The organism is Solibacillus cecembensis (genome assembly GCF_050272495.1).
Classification (GTDB): Bacteria; Bacillota; Bacilli; order Bacillales_A; family Planococcaceae; genus Solibacillus; species Solibacillus cecembensis.
Genome location: NZ_JBNNMF010000006.1, coordinates 1 through 23,044, shown reverse-complemented (window position 1 = coordinate 23,044; position 23,044 = coordinate 1). Strand labels below are relative to the sequence as shown.

26 protein-coding genes are annotated in these 23,044 nt (G+C 35.6%); 8 read left to right on the top strand and 18 right to left on the bottom strand.

The window, feature by feature from the left end; genetic code table 11:
- Nucleotides 1-139 precede the first annotated feature (139 nt).
- From ACQKIH_RS06865 to ACQKIH_RS06855, 3 genes are all read right to left on the bottom strand, one after another.
- On the bottom strand, nucleotides 140-739 hold the full coding sequence (locus ACQKIH_RS06865; protein ID WP_427764391.1) for a hypothetical protein: 600 nt from the start codon (nucleotides 737-739) through the stop codon (nucleotides 140-142).
- A gap of 509 nt (nucleotides 740-1,248) precedes the next feature.
- Nucleotides 1,249-1,968, bottom strand: coding sequence for a metallophosphoesterase family protein (locus ACQKIH_RS06860; protein WP_427764388.1), 720 nt, complete (start codon nucleotides 1,966-1,968; stop codon nucleotides 1,249-1,251).
- Between the two features lie 280 nt (nucleotides 1,969-2,248).
- The gene (locus ACQKIH_RS06855) at nucleotides 2,249-2,605 is read right to left on the bottom strand and encodes a winged helix-turn-helix transcriptional regulator (protein WP_427764385.1); all 357 of its coding nucleotides are present in this window, start codon (nucleotides 2,603-2,605) and stop codon (nucleotides 2,249-2,251) included.
- Between the two features lie 128 nt (nucleotides 2,606-2,733).
- Here ACQKIH_RS06855 and ACQKIH_RS06850 point away from each other — a divergent pair, with 128 nt between their 5' ends.
- Nucleotides 2,734-3,351, top strand: a complete 618-nt coding sequence (locus ACQKIH_RS06850) for a nitroreductase family protein (RefSeq protein ID WP_427764382.1) — start codon at nucleotides 2,734-2,736, stop codon at nucleotides 3,349-3,351.
- Nucleotides 3,352-3,826: 475 nt separating this feature from the next.
- On the opposite strand, the gene ACQKIH_RS06845 is transcribed toward ACQKIH_RS06850, so the two are convergent.
- The 3 genes from ACQKIH_RS06845 to ACQKIH_RS06835 all read right to left on the bottom strand — a co-directional run bounded on the left by ACQKIH_RS06845 (nucleotide 3,827) and on the right by ACQKIH_RS06835 (nucleotide 6,067).
- Nucleotides 3,827-4,978: a sensor histidine kinase gene (locus ACQKIH_RS06845; RefSeq protein ID WP_427764379.1), complete on the bottom strand. Its 1,152-nt coding sequence runs from the start codon at nucleotides 4,976-4,978 to the stop codon at nucleotides 3,827-3,829.
- Complete coding sequence (locus ACQKIH_RS06840) at nucleotides 4,978-5,661, bottom strand: response regulator transcription factor (RefSeq protein ID WP_427764377.1); 684 nt, start codon at nucleotides 5,659-5,661, stop codon at nucleotides 4,978-4,980. Before ACQKIH_RS06840 ends, ACQKIH_RS06845 begins: the two co-directional genes overlap by 1 nt.
- 130 nt (nucleotides 5,662-5,791) lie before the next feature.
- Complete coding sequence (locus ACQKIH_RS06835) at nucleotides 5,792-6,067, bottom strand: hypothetical protein (protein ID WP_427764374.1); 276 nt, start codon at nucleotides 6,065-6,067, stop codon at nucleotides 5,792-5,794.
- Nucleotides 6,068-6,126: 59 nt separating this feature from the next.
- Between ACQKIH_RS06835 and ACQKIH_RS06830 the strand changes: the two genes are divergently transcribed.
- Nucleotides 6,127-6,507 carry a YhfM domain-containing protein gene (locus ACQKIH_RS06830; protein ID WP_427764371.1) on the top strand — a complete coding sequence of 127 codons (381 nt, stop codon included), beginning with the start codon at nucleotides 6,127-6,129 and terminating at the stop codon, nucleotides 6,505-6,507.
- Here the strand turns inward: ACQKIH_RS06830 and ACQKIH_RS06825 are convergent.
- Nucleotides 6,494-7,219, bottom strand: a complete 726-nt coding sequence (locus ACQKIH_RS06825) for an SIR2 family NAD-dependent protein deacylase (RefSeq protein WP_427764369.1) — start codon at nucleotides 7,217-7,219, stop codon at nucleotides 6,494-6,496. The two genes, ACQKIH_RS06830 and ACQKIH_RS06825, sit on opposite strands and share 14 nt — an antisense overlap.
- A gap of 549 nt (nucleotides 7,220-7,768) precedes the next feature.
- On the opposite strand from ACQKIH_RS06825, the gene ACQKIH_RS06820 reads away from it, so the two are divergent.
- The gene (locus ACQKIH_RS06820) at nucleotides 7,769-8,473 is read left to right on the top strand and encodes a DUF421 domain-containing protein (protein ID WP_427764707.1); all 705 of its coding nucleotides are present in this window, start codon (nucleotides 7,769-7,771) and stop codon (nucleotides 8,471-8,473) included.
- Nucleotides 8,474-8,831: 358 nt separating this feature from the next.
- Here ACQKIH_RS06820 and ACQKIH_RS06815 read toward each other — a convergent pair whose 3' ends face one another.
- A complete protein-coding gene (locus tag ACQKIH_RS06815; protein ID WP_427764367.1) occupies nucleotides 8,832-10,400 on the bottom strand; it encodes an alkaline phosphatase family protein in 1,569 nt (522 codons plus the stop codon).
- A 301-nt stretch (nucleotides 10,401-10,701) separates the two neighbouring features.
- Here ACQKIH_RS06815 and ACQKIH_RS06810 point away from each other — a divergent pair, with 301 nt between their 5' ends.
- The 4 genes from ACQKIH_RS06810 (at nucleotide 10,702) to ACQKIH_RS06795 (ending at nucleotide 13,154) form a co-directional block, all read left to right on the top strand.
- Complete coding sequence (locus tag ACQKIH_RS06810; RefSeq protein ID WP_427764365.1) at nucleotides 10,702-11,034, top strand: aminotransferase yhxA; 333 nt, start codon at nucleotides 10,702-10,704, stop codon at nucleotides 11,032-11,034.
- Nucleotides 11,035-11,049: 15 nt separating this feature from the next.
- Nucleotides 11,050-11,448, top strand: coding sequence for a DUF350 domain-containing protein (locus ACQKIH_RS06805; protein WP_427764363.1), 399 nt, complete (start codon nucleotides 11,050-11,052; stop codon nucleotides 11,446-11,448).
- A gap of 81 nt (nucleotides 11,449-11,529) precedes the next feature.
- Nucleotides 11,530-11,922, top strand: coding sequence for an RNA helicase (locus ACQKIH_RS06800; protein ID WP_427764360.1), 393 nt, complete (start codon nucleotides 11,530-11,532; stop codon nucleotides 11,920-11,922).
- 8 nt (nucleotides 11,923-11,930) lie between these two features.
- A complete protein-coding gene (locus tag ACQKIH_RS06795; RefSeq protein WP_427764357.1) occupies nucleotides 11,931-13,154 on the top strand; it encodes a glutathionylspermidine synthase family protein in 1,224 nt (407 codons plus the stop codon).
- Nucleotides 13,155-13,532: 378 nt separating this feature from the next.
- Here ACQKIH_RS06795 and ACQKIH_RS06790 read toward each other — a convergent pair whose 3' ends face one another.
- The 7 genes from ACQKIH_RS06790 to pdxR form a co-directional block, all read right to left on the bottom strand.
- On the bottom strand, nucleotides 13,533-14,777 hold the full coding sequence (locus ACQKIH_RS06790) for a DUF4153 domain-containing protein (protein ID WP_427764354.1): 1,245 nt from the start codon (nucleotides 14,775-14,777) through the stop codon (nucleotides 13,533-13,535).
- Nucleotides 14,778-14,825: 48 nt separating this feature from the next.
- Nucleotides 14,826-15,041, bottom strand: coding sequence for a helix-turn-helix domain-containing protein (locus tag ACQKIH_RS06785; protein ID WP_057989683.1), 216 nt, complete (start codon nucleotides 15,039-15,041; stop codon nucleotides 14,826-14,828).
- A gap of 11 nt (nucleotides 15,042-15,052) precedes the next feature.
- Nucleotides 15,053-15,535: a DUF2975 domain-containing protein gene (locus ACQKIH_RS06780; protein ID WP_057989681.1), complete on the bottom strand. Its 483-nt coding sequence runs from the start codon at nucleotides 15,533-15,535 to the stop codon at nucleotides 15,053-15,055.
- A 356-nt stretch (nucleotides 15,536-15,891) separates the two neighbouring features.
- Nucleotides 15,892-16,131 (bottom strand): hypothetical protein, encoded by a 240-nt coding sequence (locus ACQKIH_RS06775; protein ID WP_427764350.1) that lies wholly within the window; start codon nucleotides 16,129-16,131, stop codon nucleotides 15,892-15,894.
- A 200-nt stretch (nucleotides 16,132-16,331) separates the two neighbouring features.
- Nucleotides 16,332-16,622, bottom strand: a complete 291-nt coding sequence (locus ACQKIH_RS06770) for a DUF5316 domain-containing protein (protein WP_427764348.1) — start codon at nucleotides 16,620-16,622, stop codon at nucleotides 16,332-16,334.
- Nucleotides 16,623-16,779: 157 nt separating this feature from the next.
- Entirely contained in the window at nucleotides 16,780-16,938 is a 159-nt protein-coding gene (locus tag ACQKIH_RS06765; RefSeq protein WP_427764346.1) for a hypothetical protein, read from the bottom strand.
- Nucleotides 16,939-17,311: 373 nt separating this feature from the next.
- Nucleotides 17,312-18,721, bottom strand: coding sequence for a MocR-like pyridoxine biosynthesis transcription factor PdxR (gene pdxR / locus ACQKIH_RS06760; RefSeq protein ID WP_427764344.1), 1,410 nt, complete (start codon nucleotides 18,719-18,721; stop codon nucleotides 17,312-17,314).
- A 192-nt stretch (nucleotides 18,722-18,913) separates the two neighbouring features.
- On the opposite strand from pdxR, the gene ACQKIH_RS06755 reads away from it, so the two are divergent.
- Nucleotides 18,914-19,969 carry an LLM class oxidoreductase gene (locus ACQKIH_RS06755; protein WP_236706969.1) on the top strand — a complete coding sequence of 352 codons (1,056 nt, stop codon included), beginning with the start codon at nucleotides 18,914-18,916 and terminating at the stop codon, nucleotides 19,967-19,969.
- A gap of 373 nt (nucleotides 19,970-20,342) precedes the next feature.
- Here the strand turns inward: ACQKIH_RS06755 and ACQKIH_RS06750 are convergent, their stop codons facing one another.
- The 3 genes from ACQKIH_RS06750 to ACQKIH_RS06740 form a co-directional block, all read right to left on the bottom strand.
- Nucleotides 20,343-20,792, bottom strand: coding sequence for a hypothetical protein (locus ACQKIH_RS06750; protein WP_427764342.1), 450 nt, complete (start codon nucleotides 20,790-20,792; stop codon nucleotides 20,343-20,345).
- Between the two features lie 393 nt (nucleotides 20,793-21,185).
- The gene (locus tag ACQKIH_RS06745; protein WP_427764339.1) at nucleotides 21,186-21,734 is read right to left on the bottom strand and encodes a hypothetical protein; all 549 of its coding nucleotides are present in this window, start codon (nucleotides 21,732-21,734) and stop codon (nucleotides 21,186-21,188) included.
- A 247-nt stretch (nucleotides 21,735-21,981) separates the two neighbouring features.
- Nucleotides 21,982-23,044, bottom strand: a 1,063-nt coding sequence (locus ACQKIH_RS06740; RefSeq protein WP_427764336.1) for a transposase, incomplete at its 5' end; no start/stop codon positions are given.

Sequence of the window (23,044 nt, the reverse complement as noted above, 5' to 3'; positions counted from 1 at the left end):
AGTAACCAATTCAATTGGATGTCACTAGTATATAACAAACGATGTTAATTTCTTGTTAAGGGGATTAATTCTTGAAAATTCGCATAAAAAAAACTTTGAATCAACAGTTTCAACTGCCACTCAAAGCCTTTTTCATAAATTACTTATCGCTTGTTTTTGCTGGTACTGCTTCTGTTGCTTCTGTTAAGTCTGCAGCTTTTGTTAACTTACCTTCTTTTTCAAGTTGCGCAATTAGTTTCTCTACTGTGATTCCTTTTTCTTTCGCCATTTCGTCTAAGTTAACCGTATTGTCTGATTTTACGGCTTCCGTAGTTTTAGCGGCTTTTGTTAACTTACCTTCTTTTTCAAGCTGTGCAATTAACTTCTCTACTGTGATTCCTTTTTCTTTTGCCATTTCTTCTAAGTTTACCGGTTCACTAGAATCTGTGAATTCCATTGATTCTTTTGTGTTCTCACCATTTACTGCTTCCGTAGTTTGAACTGCTTTTGTCATTTTGCCTTCTTTTTCAAGTTGTTCAAATAACTTCTCTACTGTAATTCCTTTTTCTTTCGCCATTTGTTCGTAGTCTGTAATGTCTATTCCCAATTTCGCTGCTTCTTCTTTACTGATTGTTTCAATTGAACTTGCTAAAATCGTTTTGCCCGCTTCCTCACTGTTGGTATTGCTCGCCGCATAGGCCGATCCAGCAACCACGCTTAACCCTAGAATCACTGATGTAATTGTTAATTTTCTCTTCATAATAAATTCCTCCTAAAATGTTTTATCTTCTATCCAATGATGTTTAGAAACAATAATGTATCGCCCCTATTGGATGACTCCAGTGTATAACAAGCCATGTTAAATCCATGTTAAGGGAAATTTTTCTTGAAAATCTCCATGGAAAAAGCTTTGAATCAACGGTTTCAGCTCTTGCTATGAAGTAAAGTATGCTCAAAATCACCTCAGAAACCCATAGTTCAAGATAAATAAAAAGAATCCGTTTTGAATAAAAATAATCAAAATGGATTCTTATCTAGTGATTTCAGTTTTAGTTTTATTAAAAAGGTTCCTCATTTTATATTTGTGTTGCCCTATAATCGAGCTGAATAGTTTAACGAACCGAAAACATGCTATCTTGGTGACACTGTAGTTAAATTCCACATAGCTAATAAAATCAACATAATTACCGCCATAATTAAAAATAAACGCTTCATATTAACTTTCCCTATCAAATCCATGTCCTACTAGACAGCATATTTCCGTTATTATTATTTCGTTTCCATAAATTGATCGTACATAATCTCTTTATAATATTGCTCATACCCAACCATTCCTAGTTCCCTTGCAGCGCTAAGCTCAGCTTCTCTATCATATGGAACACGTATAAAATTAATCGAATTAGTTCCATACGAACCATCCACAATCACATATGTAGCATCAATTACATCTAAACCTACACTACCCACATTGCAGAGGATACCGATTTCATAAGTTCTTAAAAAAGTTAAGTGAATATCGCCATAAAAAACAATATCTGGCGTACGCTTTAAGTGAAGAGATTCGGTTTCTTCACTATTTTCAAAAAGTGACAAACACTTTTCTATTGGATGATACTCAGGTGCAATTCGCTCGAAAACACTCCTCGGTGATGCATGAAAACAACGAATTAGTTTCCCATTTAACTCAAATTCAATATGAAAAGGTAAAGAAGTCAAGTAGTTAAAATCATCTTCATTTAGCTGACTTTGAAACCACTTAATAGTTTCATTATCCGTCTCATCTCGGATAAACACTTCCCAATTCCCATAGATGACTTTATCGCAATGATTTCTAACAAGTTTTATACATTCCGAACCACGTGGCCCCTTGCCTACCAAATCTCCTAAACAATATATTTGGTTCACACCACGTTTTTCAATATCCTTTAGCACCGCTTCTAATGCAGTTAAATTACCATGAATATCTGAAATAATTGCTATTTTTGTCAAACTAGTTCCCCCTTCATTAAAAATATATATTTTAATAGTATTTCAAATTTTTAGATAATTTTCAATATATGATGTCACCTTTAAGGGAGGAACAGGTTAATCAACACTTATTAAAATTAGGACTACATTATCCCTTTGTGATCACCTTTTATTTGTCACTGAAATATCTCAAGCCCATGAATTTAACTGTTAGCTTGCCAAATGCGAAATCTATAGTGACAAACACTTATAGTTTGATACGTAGGGTGGTTATTTCTAAGACTCGGCACCTCTCTTTTGCTTACTTTTCGCCTTTCAAAAATACTTCTTTTTTCCTCGCCCAGTTCATAATCGCTTTAAATACTTCTATGAATTCATAACCCGGGGGTGTTAGTTCATACTCCACCTTTTTCGGGGCTTCTGCAATGACATTCTTCCTAAGCAAACCTTCTAATTCCAATTCCTTCAATCGCTCCGACAGCAGTCTGTCCGAAATACCGTCAATGGAATTAAGCAATTCGTGATAACGCTTCGGTCCTTCGAATAATTGATAAATAATAATCCCGGTCCAGCGTTTCCCGATAAATTCAATCACTAGCCGATACGTTCGGCACGATGATTCATTGCTTGGCTCCCGTTCTATTTCATACCTGTTCATTAGCCAAAACCTCAATTCTCTTTTTTCATAATACCATATTTTACAAAACACTTGACAGTTTGCACTTACTAAAAGTACGCTGAAGTTGTACTTACTAAAGATTAGTTCAAATATTAGGAGGAATTTAATTGTCTGAAAAGATTTCTACATTAATTCAAGAACGCCGTTCAGTGAGAAAGTACGATCCCAACTTTAAAATTGAGAAAGAAGAAATTCTAGAAATGTTAAAAGAGGCTACATTTGCACCTTCCACAAGCAATTTGCAGCCGTGGGAATTTATTGTTTTCCAAAATCCTGAAGTGAGAAAAGACTTGAGAGCGATTGCGTACAATCAGGAACAGATTGAAACGGCTTCAGCAGTCATCGCAGTTTTAGGAGATAAAGAATTTTATAAAAATATAGATTCTGTTTATGATAGTATGTCTCAAAGAGGTTATATTAATGACGCCAGCAAAGAAGTACTAGTGGGCAATGCAAAAAAAGTCTATCCAATTGCACCTGAAGAGGCACGCAAGAACTTAGCAACATTCGATTCCGGACTGGCTGCAATGCAATTTATGTTAATCGCTAAGGAACGGGGATATGCTACAGGACCTATGGGCGGCTTTGATAAAGTTAAGTTCTCGGAGCGCTTCAATATAACTGACCGTTATTTCCCAATTGTACTGATTACGCTAGGCAAAGAAAACGTACCAGCCTATCAGACAACACGCCTTCCAATAGAGGATAAAGTTAAGTTCCTATAATACTTCTATGAGTGCCAGGTTCTTATCGAATTTTGACTAGTTTAGAACCTGTCACCTTTCAAATATTCAACTATCCGTTCCTAAAATAGATAATTGGTGCTAATCCCAGTTCTACTACACGAGCCGCTTAAATAGTTGCTTTTAATGCAAAAAAATTTGTTTGTAAAGAAATATTCCACATGATTTTTAGCTACTCCAGCTTTAAGCAAATTATAATATTAAAAAATCCAATTTCTCAATATTAAAAATTGAGAAATTGGATTTTTTAGTTACTCCAGAAAAGTGCCCGTTAGTCGAATAAAGGATTATTGATTTCTAAAATCAAATTTGTCATTTGTTACGTCAGAGAATACCTATTTATTACTACTGAAACATCATCTGGTCCGATTGTGGAACTAACAATCACTTTACAAAAACGATTTTTTTGCAAACTTTAATAATCTACTATTGCTATTTTAAAACCTTTTTCAATTGTTTATTTTGTATTACTAAATGTAAGTTCGAAACATGTACCACCGTTTTCATTATCCGTCACGGCGATCATTCCGTTATGTTTTTTTAGGATGCTTTGCACAATGGATAGTCCCAATCCTACACCACCAGTCTCACGAGAGCGTGAGGTATCTACTCGGTAAAACGGCTCAAATATCGTCTTTTTCAATTCATCGGGGATCCCAATACCAGTATCTTTAATGGCAACTATGATTTGCTTGTCATTCGATTTCACTTCAATCTTTACGTTTCCACCAGCTATATTGTAGTTAATGCCATTTTCAACAAGGTTATAAAATGTACGATAAAGTAAGTTTGGATTGCCGTAAACAATACTATTATCACAATCCAAATATAATTGAACATCTTTTTCATTGGCAATTGGAGTAAGCTCAGAAATCATTTCTTGTAAAACATCCTTCAAACAAATCGGTTCATGCTCAAATTCATCATTCATATTCGTCATCTCTAAAAGAGCAATAACAAGCTCGGATAACCGTTGTATTTGCTTTTCAAAAACGGTAATGAGTGCATCATATTCATCGGTTGAATGGACATGTTTCTTTTTAAATACATCTACCTTAGTTTTTAAAACGGCAAGTGGCGTTCGAAGTTCATGGGCTGCATTGGCAGTAAAGCGGCTTTGCATCATAAAAGCATCATTTAACTTATCTGTCATTTCATTAAAAGAATGCGTGAGCTCCGCGATTTCATCATTCGTTGGAGGAATGTCCATCGTTTCCGCTAAATTATGCACCGTCCGATTTTTAATTTGACTATTTAATGTATCTAGTGGTTTTAGCACCTTACCAGAAACATAGTAGGTCAATGCACCACCACAAACAATAATTAAAAGTAAATAAATAACACTTTCTAATCGAAAAGCCGTTTTTGCTTGTTGTGCCCCTTCAGATGGTGTAGTCATCATGGCGTGAGTTGGCGGCGATTGGATATTACTATTAACTCGGGGTTTCTCACCGACCTCTAGTGCGGGCATTACCGCAACGGCATCAATTCGTGTTGCCATGATGCCAGCAGAGAAGTTTAAAATGACGGTAAGTCCTACACAGCAAATCGTTAATAATAGGACCATCATTGCAGTAAGTCTCAGCCGAATGGGCATTTTTTTAAACATTACGCGTCACCTTCATTGTTCGTAATATAATAGCCCTCACCTATCTTTGTGCGTATCGGATCGTCCTGTAAAAGCGCCTTTAATTTTTTTCGCAATGATGCAATATGAACGCGAATCACACCACTAAAACTATCGGCATTTTGATCCCAAACATGTCCCATTAATTCTTCTTGGCTAACTACTTGTTCTTGGTGAAGCAAGAAGTATTCAAGCAATGCAAATTCCTTTTTAGTTAAAAGTAATTCCTGTTCCCCCACACATGAAATGCGTTTTGTTAAATCCATATTGAGGTTTCCGCAAGTTAACAAGTTATTTTCCTGCACAAATTTCCGCCTTATTAAATTTCTTATTCTTGCTTCCAATTCCGCAAAATCAAATGGCTTCGTTAAATAATCGTTCGCACCCATATCTAATCCTTTTACTTTGTCATTAACACTACTTCTAGCACTTAATACTAATATTTTTACATCCTTATTTTCTTCTCTTATCTTTTCTAATACATGTAATCCGTCCATTTTCGGAAGATTTAAGTCTAGGATAATTAAGTCATACTTTTCAACAAACGCCAGTTCATAGGCATCTTCTCCATTATCGCAAGTATCCACTGCATAGCCTTCCATTCGAAGTCCCTCAGCAATCGCTTCCTGCAAATCCAACTCATCTTCAGCAACTAAAATTCTCATTTTAAAAATCACCTCGTTGTCCCTATTATACATGGATGAATGTTAAATTGATGTTAAGGAATAAGAAGCAAACTTCTGTTCATTCAATTTAGTCGCTTTTAACATATTGTGTGTCCGATGTGATATGTTTTCAATCGGATGTTCTTAACGCTTCTATTTCTTCAAAAGTTAAATCCGTAGCATCCATAATATCTTCATTGCTTTTCCTTTTAGCCATTATTTTTTTTGCTACTTGCTTAATACCACGCTCAATTCCCAAATCAATTCCTTCTTTTCGCTCCATCTCTAAAATACCCGCAAGTGTTGGTGGTAAATTCCCTTTAAATGACTCCAACATGATTTCGTCGTCCTTTCGTATTTCCGCTCGCATCTCTTGCTGTAGCTGCTCCGACAATTCCTTTGGCAATTTTAATAAAATGTAACCTCACAGCTCTTCCCGCGTCTAATCTCATACGAGGTGAAAAATTGAAATTCATAATTCTTTTCATAGCAATACATTGTTCATTCAACCTAGCTACTTGTAAAAGTATTGAACTCTTAACAATTAATCTTCAACCAATTGAAATTCATGAAATGATTCGCTTTTCTGAACAAAAGCCAAATACCCTTCAAGTAATTTCAAATGAAGAGGATATTTTAATTATTACAAATGCGATAAATTCCGCGAAAAAAATGGCTGGTAAACCTGACATAGCCGACCCACATTATCAATTAGAGTTAGGTGAAAACAACTATTACTTGTGGATAAACCAGGATAATACGGCGACCATTATGAATGTGAACGATACAAATACGATTTACAAAATTTACGCTGCTGAAAAGTTAATAAGCACTATTCAACAATAGGTTCCTGTAAATACTTGTCTACCTCGGCAAGTACTTCTCCAGCGGTTCCTTGAATGACTAAATCAAAATTTCTGCTATTGCCAGCTACATCAAGATTGATATACACGAGTCTCCCTTTACACATCGCCGGTAATTGATTGACCGGGTACACTTCCAAACTCGTCCCAATGACAATGACTAAATCCGCACCTTGGATTTCCTTTAACGAACGATTCCATGCCTCTTGTGGCAATGTTTCACCAAAAAGCACGACGTTTGGACGAAGCTTGCCTTTGCAATATGTACACACAGCATTATCTACAAAGTGCCCGAGTGGCAGTGGTTTCCCACAAGACTGACAACGAATCGTGACAATATTGCCATGCAGTTCCGCTACTGCATGATTCCCTGCTTGCTGATGAAAACGATCCACATTTTGAGTCGCAATGAGTGATAGGTGCCCCCGCGCTTCCCAATTTGCTAAAATTTCATGTCCGCGATGTGGTTCAAAGTCCATTAAGCTTTGTATCCGCATTTGATAAAATTCACGAAACAGCTCGTAATTTTGCTGCAAGCTTTCTACCGTTGCAACCGTTCGCGGATCGGTATTTTTCCACCAGCCTTTGCGCGAGCGGAAATCAGGAATCCCCGATTCAGTAGACATCCCCGCTCCCGTTAATATGAGCGTTGAATTGGACTGCAACATCCACTGTGCTAAAGTTGAAGCTGTCATGTAAATCCCCCTTTTGAAAACGCGTTAAACTCTGTAGTTCAATCGTGATGGTTTGCTATTATCGTAAGCTTATCAAATCGCGAAAGCTGATTCCAGTAACTACTTAAACAAAATATTTAAGTAGATCCTTCATACACTCATTAAACCTTTATGTTCTATCGAACGAATAATTAAAATTCCTTTTAGTTTTATTTGCTTCATGGATTTCTTAATAACAACTGCATTCATAACTAAAAGTATAAAATCAGAAACTTCTTAACCAACTGTAGTTTTGAAATAATTATTGATTCTTAATGTGTTTAAAAGCCTTCTTGAATAGCTAATGTAAATTCAATTATTATAGAAGATTAAGTAGGAAATAGCCTCTTAGCTGTTTTGTATTTTCTATCCATTTCACCCCAATATTCATAGGTTTTAGGGTTACCATAAAAAATCTACGATAGCTTCTTCACAAATTTTTTTGCCGCGAATAGCCTTTTGAGAAAAACACATAATAATGATGTTATAGGAGTTAATAAATATAGATTTAATGGGAAGGGATGTATCATTGTGGATTTCTTTTATGGTCAGGAATCACTTACAGAAATTCAATGGATTCTGAGAGCGATCATTACTTTTTTATTTTTACTCATCGCGACAAAAATTATGGGACAGCGTTCTATTGCTCAGTTGGGATTACTCGATTTTGCTATGGCTATAACTCTTGGTAATATCATCGCGCATCCCTTGTCTGATGAAGGATTAGGTTTAAAGGGTTCAATGATTACTATGTCGGTTTTAATTATTTTATATATGCTCGGAGTATTTTTGAGTTTGAAATGGATACCGTTTCGACATTTTATAGACCCACCTCCGATACCACTTATTAAAAATGGGCAAATTGTTTCCGCAAACTTACGAAAGGCAAGAATTTCTGTTGATTTTCTTTTATCAGAGTTAAGAAAAGAAAAAATGGAAGATATTCAAAAAATCGCTCTCGCATTATGGGAACCAGACGGATCTATTTCAAGTTTTCTTTATCCACAACACCAAACTCCAACGCGGGCAGATATAAAAATAGTACCTGAGCCTTTTTCTCTCCCTTCTGTACTCATTAAAGAAGGTAAAATTGATTACCATGAGTTAAACAAATCTAAGTTTTCTATGGATTGGCTAAAAAATAATCTTACATCAACATATAACGTTGACATTAAAGATGTCATATTAGCGACAATCGATCAAAATGATAACTTGCAAGTTTTCCTATACAAATAAAGGATTCACTTTGTTAATAAAGTGAACCCTAAAATAAAATATATTAACTCCTTATTAACGAAGGTATGTTGGTAAAGAATTTAACAATTGCTTGAACTAAATATCGGGAAATGTTATAGACAACCCTTCTTCTGAACCTTTTTGTTCAAATATTCTACCTATCTCAGACAAGTCATATTCTTTTAACCTTTCATAAATTGACGAATGTAAACAAAACAACTTAACTTTAAACTTCTAATGGCGATTTAATTTAATCTGTACTATTTATTACTTCAATTTTAGTCTAAGGTAGGTTACTCTTCCGATAATACACCTTTTAATTAATAATTCCACATAATTAAAATTGAGCAGTTCATAATTATGAACCGCCCAATAGTTGAAGAAGCCACTTTTTCACATCAACAAGTCGATTAAATTCAGGGAATTCATTCGTTCCAGTAATAATTATCGGAACAATGGAATCTACTTTATGAAGAGAACCATGCGCTCCGCCACCCGCATGGTCGTAACTATGCGCTTCTATAAACTCATAAGCGGGCTTGGCATCCACGATAATGACACGCCCTTCATGTGAATGAAGCGCTCCGTGTAGCCTTGCAAGGGCATCTGGATAATCTCGATACTGAATGCGTCTTCCAGTAGTTACCTTCAAATCTAAGACTGCTTCATTCCCAGCAATTCGCCACGATTGTTCATAATCATCAACATACGTACCATATGGTGAAAATGTTAATCCCTCATCACTTAGTGGGCTTACAACGTAGTTTGTATGTTCATCTTTCCATGCGATAAAACCAATACGCTCGTCCTCTTTTAAAGTGTTCACAATTTCAGATAATTCAACGTTTGGATCGTTGACGTAAATGTATGCCATTCGCTCATTAATCGCGATAGCCAGTTGGGCATTCTTTTTTTTTCTTTTCCAAAACGTATAACTCTTCAATGAATTATTTAAATCAATTAAAGAAGTTTCTTTATCTTTATTTACGAGTGATTGGCCGCTATCTCCTAGTACAATCAAGGTAACCTCTTGAATTGATTCTTCCCAAGACGAAAAGCTATTTAATATGTTTTGAAGCGCCTGATCTGTTTTTTCAATACCCTTTAAATCTTCCGGGCCATGTAAGTGTACGGAAGCATCCGCATCTGGTAAATAGACCAGTGTAAAGGAAGGCAACTTATTTTGTTCGATTAAGTATTTCAACTCATTTTGAGTGAATTTATTATTGACCCCCATTCGGTTCCATATAAATTTATAACGATTATTCTCTGGACTATATTTGGATAACGTACCAAGTGAAAACAGTGTTGGTCCATTTATTTCAATTTCTTTTGGCAAAAGATTGGCCATTGAAACAAGTTTTGGGACTTTTAGTTGATGTTCAAAACTTCCACGGTATAAAAGGCCATTAATCGAAGCAGATGAAAGTTGACGATGCGCTAGCTCTTCATGAATAGTTTGAACCTCTTTACTTAAATGGTTTTTATTAAAATGTACAACACTGTCCAGCGCAACATTTCTCACCCCATTATTCCATATTTCACTGATCCCACTTCCATAACTAATCATTCGATATTCATCTTCTTTAAACCAAATCAATCCTGGAACTTTATGTTGATCTGGATACGTACCGGTTAGTAACGTACTATCAATGGTGACAGACATCGTCGGGTAAGAGCTAATCATTTCCTCATTAAGATGTCCATTGTTTATCAAAAATGCAAAGGCTGGTGCTTTTCCTTCTTTTACTGCTTTTTGTAATGGTTCACTCATTAATGAATCTACAATTATTAGTATAATGGGTTTCTTTGTTGAATTTATTGTGATCTCTTCCACCTCTTTTATTGGAGATATAGAAATTGCTAATACAGGACCAATACAGATGACAATAAAGATAATAAGCACGATTACTATTTTTCGTTTCATGACCTCACTTTCAAATCAATTATATAGGTTAGTATGAGTTGAATATCATTAATTCATGTAGTTGAGGGATTTGGCAAAAATTCAGCTCTTAGTTTGCGGTGTTTTGTTGTAGGTTTCCACCGCATCGCAAGCTTAGAGCTGCAGAACAAACAATTTGGCAGCTCGTTTTCTTTATTGAAGTAAAGTCGGAGTTTAAGAATGGCGTTTTATTTCCAATAGCGTATTCGATATTAAATTTTTTGAATCTTTACTTCTGTTTTATCGTACATTAAAGTAGGAAAGGAAATGGAGGATTATAGAAATGGAGAAAACGAAGAAATTGATGGTTGGTATATCAGCAACAGCATTAACGTTTAGCTTAGCTGGCTGTAACTCAACAGCAAATAGCTTACCACCACAGCCAACAGATGTAAGCTGTAACGATTGGGATTGGTCAGAGGAAGATGGCGTATGGCAATGTGATGAAAGTCGTTCAGGGCATTACGGAGCCTACTATTACGGGGGAAAATATTATAACACCAAGTCAAAATTACAGAGTAGCAGTGACTACAAAAATTATAAAAGTAGTACCAGCTTTAAAACAGGTCAATCCAGCTCAGGGTTTGGCAGTGGCTCAAAAAGTTTTGGTGGATAAGAGAGGCGGAAAAACATGAATGTGTATTTAAATTTTTTATCATATCTAGGTGTATCAATTAGTTTATTAGTAATCGGTATGTTGCTATTTACGTTAAGTACACCAAAAATTAAAGAGTTCCAATTAATCGCACAAAAAAATGTATCAGCTGCTATGCTATTAGGTGGTAAAGTAATGGGTCTAGCGATCGTATTAGGCGCTGCTGCCGAGTATTCGATTTCATTAGTAGATATGGCCATTTGGGGTGCAATTGGAATTGTAGCGCAAGTCGTTGTATTTTTCATAGCAGAATTAATAACAATTCGTTTTAGCATTCAAAAAGCAATTGAAGAAGACAATCGTGCAGTCGGAACGATTTTATTATCGCTGTCATTAGCAGTTGGATGGATAGTTGCGAAATGTTTATCTTATTAGTTCGAGGAGGGAGTAGCTCTGAAGCAGTTAATTTATTATATCGATAAAGGAAATGGACATTTTGAGCCGTTTTATGAATATATGGAAACCAATGTTGGTTTAGATGAATTTTATGCGCGACAACTTTGTACCTATTTTATCGTGCGAGGTACACAATATGAGCTAATATCGAATGAGATGGATGGGAATATGGAAGTGCTCGTACTAAAAGAGATCGGGCGTAATTTATCCGGTGAGGACGAGCGAAACTTTCGTGAACAAGGCATTCATATCGAATTTAGAAGCCCAAATGAACGTGAAAATTATCGATTGCTCTTACGTATTCCTTGTGAGACGCATATTGAAGTTATCCGTTATTTATTAAAGAATGTTGTAGATATTCCTGAAATTGGACAAATGCTTGTTACTTCTACTGAAATTGATGAGGACCGTGGCGTTTATGTAATTTATGTAACTGATTTGAAAGTGAGCTGAATATTTTCATGTATAAAAGCGAGCGCCAACAGTTTTATGCGCAAATAGAACAATTTTGGGCAGATTTATACGGCGAAGAATATGCACTCTATGATATATATGAAATAACAGAGGAAGAAGTTCAAAAAATCCGATTGGCGACAGAACGCACAGGCAAAGTTTTTTTTAAAACAGCCCAATTATTACGCAATGTATCGAATGAGACATTACTTGAAATGGGTTATCCAGAAGAAACGCTCCGTTTTCTTCGTTTAAAAACGTTAGAGACTGAAAGTGTCATTGCGCGCTTTGACTTTATTCCACATAACGGCAGCTATAAATGTATTGAAATGAATGCAGATACACCGACGTTTATTAAGGAATTATTTTTTGTCAACGAACGTATTTGCCATGCGTTCGCAATGGAAAATCCGAATGCTAAAGCGGAGCAAGTTTTAAAAGATCTGGTTCAAGAAAGCATTACACATAGTAAATTTTCTCAAAAAACACATATCGTCTTTACTGCGCATGAACAAAATATAGAAGACTACTATACATCGCTTTACTTAATGCAATTTGTACCTGGAGCAAAATTTACTCCGTTACATCAATTACATATCCAAAGAGGTGTCGGGCTGTTTGATGAGGATGGGAAGAAAATTGATGTCCTGTATCGTCAAACTTTCCCGATTGAAAATTTAATTCAAGACGAAGACGAAGCACAAAATAAAATCGGCTTATGGCTATTAGAGCTCGTTGAACAAAATTTATTAACGATTATTAACCCACCCTCTGCTTTTTTACTACAAAATAAAGCGGTACAGGCTGTCATTTGGGGCTTACACGAGGAAGGAAATGCATTTTTTACAGCGGAAGAGCATGAGTGGATTGCCGAATATTTGTTACCGACCTATTTAGAAGAACACCCGTTTATCAAAAAAGGGCTGCGCTATGTAAAAAAACCTGTATTCGGTCGTGAAGGCGATACAATTGAGATTTATGAAGCAGATGGACATTTGCTAAAGGAAGATGTACAAAAATCGTATCAGCAGTATACAAAGGTGTATCAACAATATATCGAACAACCAAAAACAACATTCCATAGTGAAAAAGGCAAACAAATAGGAGAAATGTTGGTTGGCAGCTTTTTAATTAGCGGAAAGCCAGGTGGTATTGGTTTACGTATTGGTGGGATGATTACGAACAATTTATCCTATTACTTGCCAATTGGAATAAAAAAGGATAACGTTTGAATCTGACCTATTTATGAAATTGTGAGTGATTGCTCATTCGTGCTTGCTGATACAGTAAAAATTGTAACATCGCGTGGAGAGTAATCATCTTATCTCCCGATGCACCCCTTTAATGTGAAAGCCAAAAACAATCCCATTAATAATTTCTAAAATCTATACATTTCGTATTCTTTTGGCACATGAAACTGGACATTTTTTAAAGAAATCCCGTTACAACAATAAAATATGTCTTCTATTTTGAATACTTCTTTTTAACTTTAGTAATGAAAATAAACCGATAGTATGCAACTCTGTATAAAAAGTTGCATACTATCAGCTCTAAGGTTTTTATATGTTATATACGATTAGCTCCTCATTACGTTTACAATACCTTTCGTATTAATAAATTATGGGAAAAGTAAATATTACGAACGCTGCCCAAAGCCCGTAGACCGGCAAATACTTAGTAACTGCATCTTGGATCGTTGAAGGTCCGGATTTGTTTTGTAGAAAACGCTTATAGGAAAGCATAATCCAAATGAGATTTGCCCAGATTAGTATGTTTACTCCTAAAACAGCAAGTCTATTAGGCGTAATTCCATAAGAAGAAAGTCTGAACACGATGGCTGACAAAGCCACACTGTCAATGATAAGCGCAAGAACAATTAAGGCAAAATTTATATAATCTGAAATGTTCTTTTTCTTGTCTGAGTCGCTTTCGGTAATGGAAAATATGGTTACGGCCAATACACCAAGGAGTATTCCGTTGAAGGCTATCAAGAAATTGCGGTCCAAGAATGGATTTTTACCGACCCATATAACCGTTATAAGATAGACCAACAATGTGATTAGAACAAGAGGACTAAAAATTTTAGCTATATATGGTGTAATATTTTTAGCAAGTTTAAGGTTCATTGATACCAGGTAGGCAGCCACAATAGCGAGGGCGGCAGCACCAAATAAAACGACATTACTAAAATAGAATTCTTCTATATCCAGGCCAACAAAGCTAAATAACTGCATAGTTAATGCTGCGAGTACCATTCCGCTAACTGCCATGCTGGCGTAGAGAATACCATATTCCAAATTAAATTTAATATAGGCTAATCTTGTACTGCCCTTTGAATAGTCATTCCCTGCAAATGCAAGCCCTACCAATACCCATAAGAAAATGGGAAGGTGTAAATAAGCAAGAATAATACTGTCTTTATAATTAAATGGCAGCATATTAAGATAAATCCCGGAAATTAGGAACAATGCTGCAATGGAATAAATAACACTTTTTTTCGGCCTATTAGTGTAAACAAAATAAGCAGTAATAAAAGGAATTACACCAAAAGCCAGGTTAATTGGAGCAATTGCTTCCTGTTCGACAAAATGGAAAATGATCCTAGTGCTTACCCCGGCCAAAATGGCTAAAATGCCCATGAATAAGAATCCTTTTTGAAGTAAAGAAGATTTTTCTGTATTTGCCGTATCCTCGCAATGCAATCTTTCATACCAAACACGAAGAACCTGAGAATCAGGATTTTGTTCCCATGCGTGTGAGAATGAATTTTTAAAAGCTTTCGGGTCTTTTCTATACATTCTCTCCAGCTCATGAGGGTTATCAATATTTTCAATAATCAAATTGTTAATGTCCATAGTTATACCTCCCTTAATAATTGTTATATTAAGTTTCCTCCAAAATGTTTAACTGTCCTCGTCACTTTTGTATTCTAAAATATCTCCAGGCTGACATTCTAAAGCCTTACAAATTGCCTCTAAAGTGGAGAATCGAATCGCTTTTGCCTTTCCATTTTTCAATATAGAAAGGTTCGCCATTGTTATTCCAACCTTCTCTGTAAGTTCTGTTACGCTCATTTTCCTTTTTGCTAACATCACATCAATATTGATTATAATTGCCATTGTTATTCACCTCAGACCGTTAAATCATTTTCAGATTTGATAGTAATTGCTTCTTGTAAAAGTTTTTGGAGAACAGCCGCAAAGACTGCGATAACCATCGAAGCAAAAGGAACAACCAATCCGACTAATATAACTCCTGGTGCGTCGTCTACTTCCGCAAAGATATAGTAGAGCGGCCAAACTAGCACATGCAAAGTACTGATAGTGATGGCACAGTATTTGATTTTCTTTAAAGCTTTTACAGATAAATCGGAGAAAGCTTCATTTTTGTCAATATAGCGTAAGAGTTTGAAAGCCTGATACAAAGCAAAGTAAAATGGGATAGCCGATGCATCAAAAACGATGAAAACGAGATATTTTATAAAAGCAAACTCTGGAACCAATTCTTCTGCAAGATTCGCTATCTCCGGTACCAAAAAGATGCACAGAGCAAGAACTGGGACTCCTAAAAGAATGACAGCTATTTTTAAAAACAACGTTGTTACTTTTTCCATAAAAAACACCTCACTTATTTAATCTTATTTTGATTTTAATACATATTTTATCGAATATCAATAAATTTTTGTTAATAAATAAGAAATTTTTATTGATAATTTATATTTTAAGCGAAAAATAAAAAGCATTCCTCATTCAAAGAAATGCTCTATAACTTTAAACCATTGAATTTAAAACTTGTAAAGCTAACCTACATCGTTAGATTAAGTTGAACATTTCACAATAGATCATTAATGTTTTGGACGTAAAAATAGACCATCGAAATGATGGACTTGTTAAACTAAAGCCCCCGTTAGTTTAAGTATGATTTTTTTTGTTTATTACTAGTAATTAGTGGAATACCCTATATTTAAAATTACTCATATTGAACAGCTAAAAATTCTAAACATCCATCTTTAAAATAACTCTTCAGTTCTCGTTTACTAACAACAATCTCCCTACTGTTATTTTTAAAAATAACGTGCGTACTATTCTTCGTTAGCTTAAAGGTAAAACTTTCGTGTGCTACACCTTTAAATCCTATCGAATAGGTTTTGCGGTACTGTAATTTGGTAGGCAGCCAAGCAAATTTATGATGTAACATAAATGGTTTCATAAACACATCTCCTTTTTATTCTCTTGTAAGACTGTTATAAATCAGAATTGTTTTTGTCTTATTCAACTAACCTGCTGCGTTAGTTCATTAAGGAAAAAAAGAGCTGCAAAAGCAACTCAATGATTTTCAAGAAAAGCCCCCGGTAGCTTAATAACGAAAAGTTCTCCCTATTTGAAAAGCATAATCGAAAACCTCAAATTTTAGGTAATTAAATAATAAAGTAAAACGGCTGTTAAAACGCTGGGTAAACCGAGAAGCATCGAGGTTAATGTTATTCTGGTTCTTTCCTTTCTGTCTTCTGCTGATTCATTAGCGAAATTTGCCCTCATTCTGTCTCCACTAGCAATTGAACCTGACATTACCATCGATATACCGATAAAGATGAAACCTATACTTCCTGTAACTAAATATGCTTTATCAATTCCCCAAAGAAATATTGATATTAAAATTCCGATTAGTGATAAACCTATTCCAAGTAGAAAGTACTTCAAAATTATGCCCCCTCTACCTAATTATTCGTTTAGACATCTATTTCGTTTCATTCTTGATCAACTAAACTGCTTCGTTAGTTGAAGAAGAAAAAAAGACGCTTAAGCAGCTCAACGGACTTTCACTAAAGCCCCCGGTAGCGCTATTTTCACTAACTCTTCACCAAATACTCTTTATTAGGCGAATTACCATTCTTGGAATGAATAGTATGATGTTCCAAATAATGTTCCAAACGATTTCTATTAAGATATAGCCCCCAAGCTGACTTAGAATTTCTTTAAAAAAACCATCCTGCTTTTCTTTTTTTTTATTTTTCATCTTCTAACTCCCAATAACTCAATATCTTGTAATAGCATAATTCAAAAAATCATCTCCCAACTAAAAAATTTCTAGAGGGGAGATGATTGTAATCAATCTTTATTATATATTATCGAACTTTGTTGTAAATTATCAATCTTAATTAAAAGGCTACATCAGCAATCCTTATTCAACTAAAGCCCCCGTTAGTTGAAGAAGTCCTTTTTTTCTATTGCACATTTTGGTCGAAGTACGGTTTAATCTTCTAATGCAAAAATTGTATTTCTAATTTTCAACCATTCGTTTTATAAATTATCAATTTGCTCTAAATGCCCTTTTTACTTTGCATACTTTATTTGGTTTTTTATCTACCAAGATGGCTAGTATTGACTGGTTAAAACCAAGCTCGGAAAAGAGAATGAATCCCCAAAACGATATCTTCATTGCTTAATCCGCCAAAACCGATTTGCACCATTGACGCCTCAGCCTGGGTTTGATTCTCCCAATAGAGGGATACAGGATAAACCTTTACTCCTTTTTGAGCTGCCGCTCTAATTAACTCCTTTTCATCCATACCGTTATGTACACGCAATAAAATATGCAGCCCAGCATTCTCTCCTATTACCGTAACCTTTTCACCCATTAACTCCCGAATCGTCTCAATCAGATTGGATTGTTTTTTATGATATACATTCCGCATTTTACGAATGTGAGCTTCCCAATGCCCTTTACTCATAAACAGTTCTAGCGTCTTCTGATGAAACCATGATACTGTTTGATCATACAATCTATAATCTTGCTTATTATAAAGTGCCATTAAGTCTGGAGGCAGTATCATATAAGCGATGCGCAGAGAGGGCAGAAGACATTTGGAGAATGTTCCAAGATAGACAGTACGTTGATTTGCATCTAGACTCTGGAGAGAAGGAATTGGTTTCCCGACATATCTAAACTCGCTATCATAATCATCTTCAATGATAATGCCATCTAGGTCTTGCGCCCATTTAAGTAATTGTATTCTTTTGGCGATTGGCATGACCATTCCGTATGGAAACTGGTGAGATGGGGTAATATAGACAATCCTAGATTTGCTCTCATATAACTTGTCAATGTTAAGACCATCCTTATCTAAAAGTATAGGATTGATACTGAATCCATTATTTCGAAAAATCGTACGAACTCCATCGTAGCCTGGTTCCTCAATCGCAATGTTGTTGTTATTACTTCCCATTAAACTAGATAACATGCTAAGCAGATACTGAATGCCTGCTCCTATAATAACTTGATCAGGTGAGCAGTTTACCCCCCTGGAATCATACAGATATTTAGCAATTTCTACACGAAGACCTTGTTCCCCTTGAGGATTCCCATAAGAGAACAACTCCACTTGTTCGGGTTGTAAGCTTAGATTAGATAACTTGCGCCAAGTAGCAATCGGAAAGTGTGCAATATCCACATCACCATATCTAAAATCATATTGAATTGGAGCAATGTCCAGTTCGATTAATTTAACAGGCTTTTTTCTATTTGAATACAGCGTAGGTAACTTGTCCAACTCCAATTCGACTACATATAAACCACTCCTTGGTCTACTTTGAACATATCCTTCGTCTATCAATCTGTGATAGGCCGATTCTACTGTATTGCGGCTAATATGGAGATGTGATGAAAGCGCACGGATAGAAGGCAATCGTGTCTTAGCTGACAGTTTGCCTCTTATAATATCTTTTTTGATGTGCTGATATAATTGGAAATATAACGGCTCTTCAGACTTTTCCTTTAGTAATAACGTAATTTCGATCATGATAGCCTCCTTTTACTCTCTAAACTGACCCCATAATTACATTTAGATTTGTCACTACTCACAGTTCCAGTTGATTATTACAATTATATCATTACCAGAGAAATATACGACTGTAGTTAACTCTCGTATGGTAAAGGAACAGCGTGCCTGTATCTGATGATTGGTTTACCCAATGTTTAGGAGGAGAATGAATTGGAAACAAAATCAAAGAATAAAGAATCTCATCATGAGAGACAGCAATCAACTTTAACATTAGGAAAGTTCAACGAACACCCAGGCTATCGCCGGATGTTCGCCCCAAATAAACTCACAATCGGTATTTTCCTGCCGATTAAGTTCTATACAGGTCAGATGGATGACTTAAAAGGTCAAGCTGATATCGTGGAAATGATCGATCAACTGAACTTTGCATCAATTTGGGTACGGGATGTACCCCTGTTCGATCCTAATTTTGGGGATGCTGGACAGGTCTTCGATCCATTTGTCTATTTAGCATATCTTGCTGCGAGGACAAAGAATGTATCCTTAGCAACAGGAAGTGCAATTTTCACGCTACGCCATCCCATGGACTTGGCAAAATCAGCATCATCTATCGATGTGCTGTCCGGTGGGCGTCTTATTCTTGGAATTGCTTCAGGTGACCGATCAATAGAATTTCCGGCTTACGGAATCGATGCTAACCACCGTGATGTGCGGTTTCGGGAGACAGTTGAATTTTTCCGCAATCTCATTCGACATCAGCGACCTTCAATTCAATCGTCGCTTGGGCAAGTTAAGGGGGTAGAAATGCTTCCTAAACCTGCAACCGGTGATATTCCACTTATTGTTACAGGATCCAGCCAACAATCGGTTGGCTGGATCGCGGAAAATAGCGATGGTTGGCTCACTTATCCTGGAGCAACAGCAGATGCATCTGGTCCCCAGAGGCTCTCGGAAAAAATAGACTCCTGGCGTAAAAAAATACCAGACGGATTATTCAAGCCGCACATGACTAATGAATGGATTGATCTTGTGGAAGATCCCGATTATCCAAGAACACCGATCCGTGGCGGATATATTTTACGGACAGGCCGAAAGGGTTTGATTGAACTTTTGAAAGAATGGGAGGCAGTTGGTGTCAACCACGCAGCGCTCGGAATTCAGTTTTCGAGCCGACCACCTGCTGATGTGATTCAAGAGTTGGCAGAGGAAGTACTACCGCTCTTCCCATCGCATGCAGGGCCTACTCCTCTACACACTAAATGGTGATATATGTCTTCCCTGCTAGTTAGATAATTTAGAGACTCTTTTATTATACGTTTTGCGATCGTATTGTTAATTCAGTATAACGTAGCATAGGACCAAGATGACAATTAAGTCATCTTGGTCCTTGTCTTTACAGCTTGTGTTTTAAACGCACTTTCCAGTTGATTTTAATAATCTAGCACCTTAAACATCTTAGTTCTATACAAACTTGGAATCGTCCTTATTAAACTAACCTGCTCCTTTAGTTCAATAAGAAAAAAGGCTTTACCCCTTCTTGAAGTAAAGCCCCCGTTAGTTTAAGTGCAATGTTTCACAATCTAACTAAACCTCTTCTTTTGTATATTCTGTAAATGAGTCGAAATCTCCACAATCCAAATCATTTTGTTAAAAGAATTTTTTCACATACTGGTAAGAGTAGAAAGTTACCTTCAACTTCAATTTTCATAAATTTTTTTAACAGGTTTTCCGTTACTTCAATTGAAAAGTCTTTTTTATCTTCTTCGGTTAGAGAAAGTGTATCCGTTAGGTTTTGGTGGAATTCGTAGAAGTTTGGATATTTGCCAGTATATTTATACGTACTTCCTGTTTTAGTGATTAATAAAGGGATTTCATGGTATTTCATAGGATCTACACTTAATTTTAGAAGTAGATAATCTAAATCATTTTTATCAATCTGTTCGTTCATCTCAATAATTCTAATTAATAATTCTGTTGTTTTATTTAACTTTTGCTGTAATTCATAGGCTGTTCTATCAAGCCGATCAATGTGATTAACTTTTTTCTCAATATACTTAATTCTTTCTTCTAATTCATTAATATTATTCATATTTACTCCCTCTATAAATATTAACTTTCAATATTTTGGTTGTTACTAACTATACTTTTCAATAAAACACTCTTAAATCCCTTTATAAACATTCCCAAAGCGTCCTTTGGTAACATTTCATTGAGAGTCTATTTATATGTTACAGCCATTCAGAACAATTGGATCGAACAGTCTTCTTTAAAATTATTTTTCGCAGCGTCTCAGAGCGTTATTTTCTAATAAAAACAGCGACAAACACTGTTAAATCAGTGTTTGTCGCTGTTTGAAATGTTACCAAGCTTGCGTTTGGGAACGTTATTAGGTTTAGTTATGTATACTTTATAAAACCTTGTTTCACTAATGCTACAGTTAGTTGAACAAAATTTTGTATTTTCATCTTAAAAACCAAATTAGTTAGTAAAGAAACTCTACCTTTACCTTTACCTTTAGTTTTATATCCATAGGATACCCTTCTTCTTCCACTAGGTAAGATATGAGATAAGCGCCTTCAGCGAATCCGTCAAATATCTTCTCATAACTTTCATTACTTTTTAAAATACCCCTTGCTACATTTGTTTCTTTATCTAGATTTTGAATTTTGTATAAAAAACTTTCAGTACCAATATTTGATAAGGTTATTTTAAATGGACTATCACCCAAATGAGTAAAATAAGATTCACTTTGACCTATAGGTGACGTTATCTCTGAATCAATCGCAATAGGATAAAAACCTCTTATTGGTGCTACTTTCTCCATATCCGTGACATCTAAGATAACAGGTTCCTTTTTTCCAACTTCTTTTACTTCTTCTGTCATTTTAGTATTATCCTCTTCGTTAATTATTTTGGAACGTTCAGTAACCAACGATTCTGCTGTAGGTTCTGTGTTATCAGCTTCATCATTAATACAACCTGATAAAACCAATGAACCTAATAAAATGCTTATGTAAAAATATTTTTTCAAAAATTCCACCCCATTTAATATTATTAAAAAAGTCACTTTAATACTACCACAAGTGGATTTTATTGGTTTTAAGTTCCCGAAGCGTCATTTGGGTACTTACAATTCATAAGAAACCAAAACACCCCCTATTCAATTGAAGAGGGCACTGAAAAACTTGCGTTTTTTATATCCCATTGGCGAACGTAAATTAAAAAAGACGCTATTTTGTTCGATTCGAACAAAATAGCGTCTTTTTCCTTCATATTTCTTACTCCGATTCCCTCATCAATGTCCTAATTCTTTTTAGATTAACTGCAAATATAGCCATCGCTCCTTGTATTTGCATGCCAAATAGACCCGCGGACGTGGCTACATCATACCCGTGTCTATGTTTCAATTCACTATTCTTCGCCTCAATTTTATAGCGGGCTTTTGCCTTCTTTTTAAATTCTTCGCTATTTTGAAACGCCTCTTGATCTTTATGTTCAGTCGATTTAATTGTCACGGAATAGGACTTGCTTTTTGCACCGTCCTTATAACAACCTTTTTGAAACGGACAGACCTTGCATTTTTCAATATCAAAAAAATACTTTATTCTAGAATTCTTCCCTTTCTCTCGTCTGCCCCGTCTTCCATCACTTTCTTTTCGAAATGCCATATGACCAGCTTTACACACATACATACCTGCATCTTTATTAAACTCAAATTCTTCTTCCTTTGTACGATGACCATGCGTAATCACCGGATTTAATTTGGAGATAAGTTCAAGTTGATTGTCCTTTGCATAACGAATATTCCCTTTTTCTGAATAAGCTGTATCCCCAAGTACTGTTTTAATTTCCATACCTGTTTCCAAGCTTTTTTCAATTAAGTCTTGTAGATATTTTCCATCACTTTGTTCACCCGTTGTCACGATTGCGGCTGTGATTAATCGTTCGTCATTCATTGCGATATGCGTTTTATAGCCGAAGAAAGAAGAGTCTTCTGTCTTATGACCAACCCGTGCGTCTGGATCAGCAGAGTAATCGAGCTGTTCTGTATAGTCTTCTACGACTTCTTTCAATACATTTAACTTTTCTTTGATCGCTGGAAAATTGACTAGGTTAGATTCTTTTTCAATTATTGAAATGACTTCTTCGCAATACGTTAATTCATCTACAATTTCGTTAGAAGTGGATTTAGGTGGGAATTTCCCCTTCATCGATTCATCAAATTGATACACAGCTTTTCGTACAATTTTCGATTTCTCCATTAAAAACTCTTTTGGTGATTTTTGATTATAGCGTGCTTTCGTATGTGTAGCGTCCACGATAATAGTTTTACTGTTGATT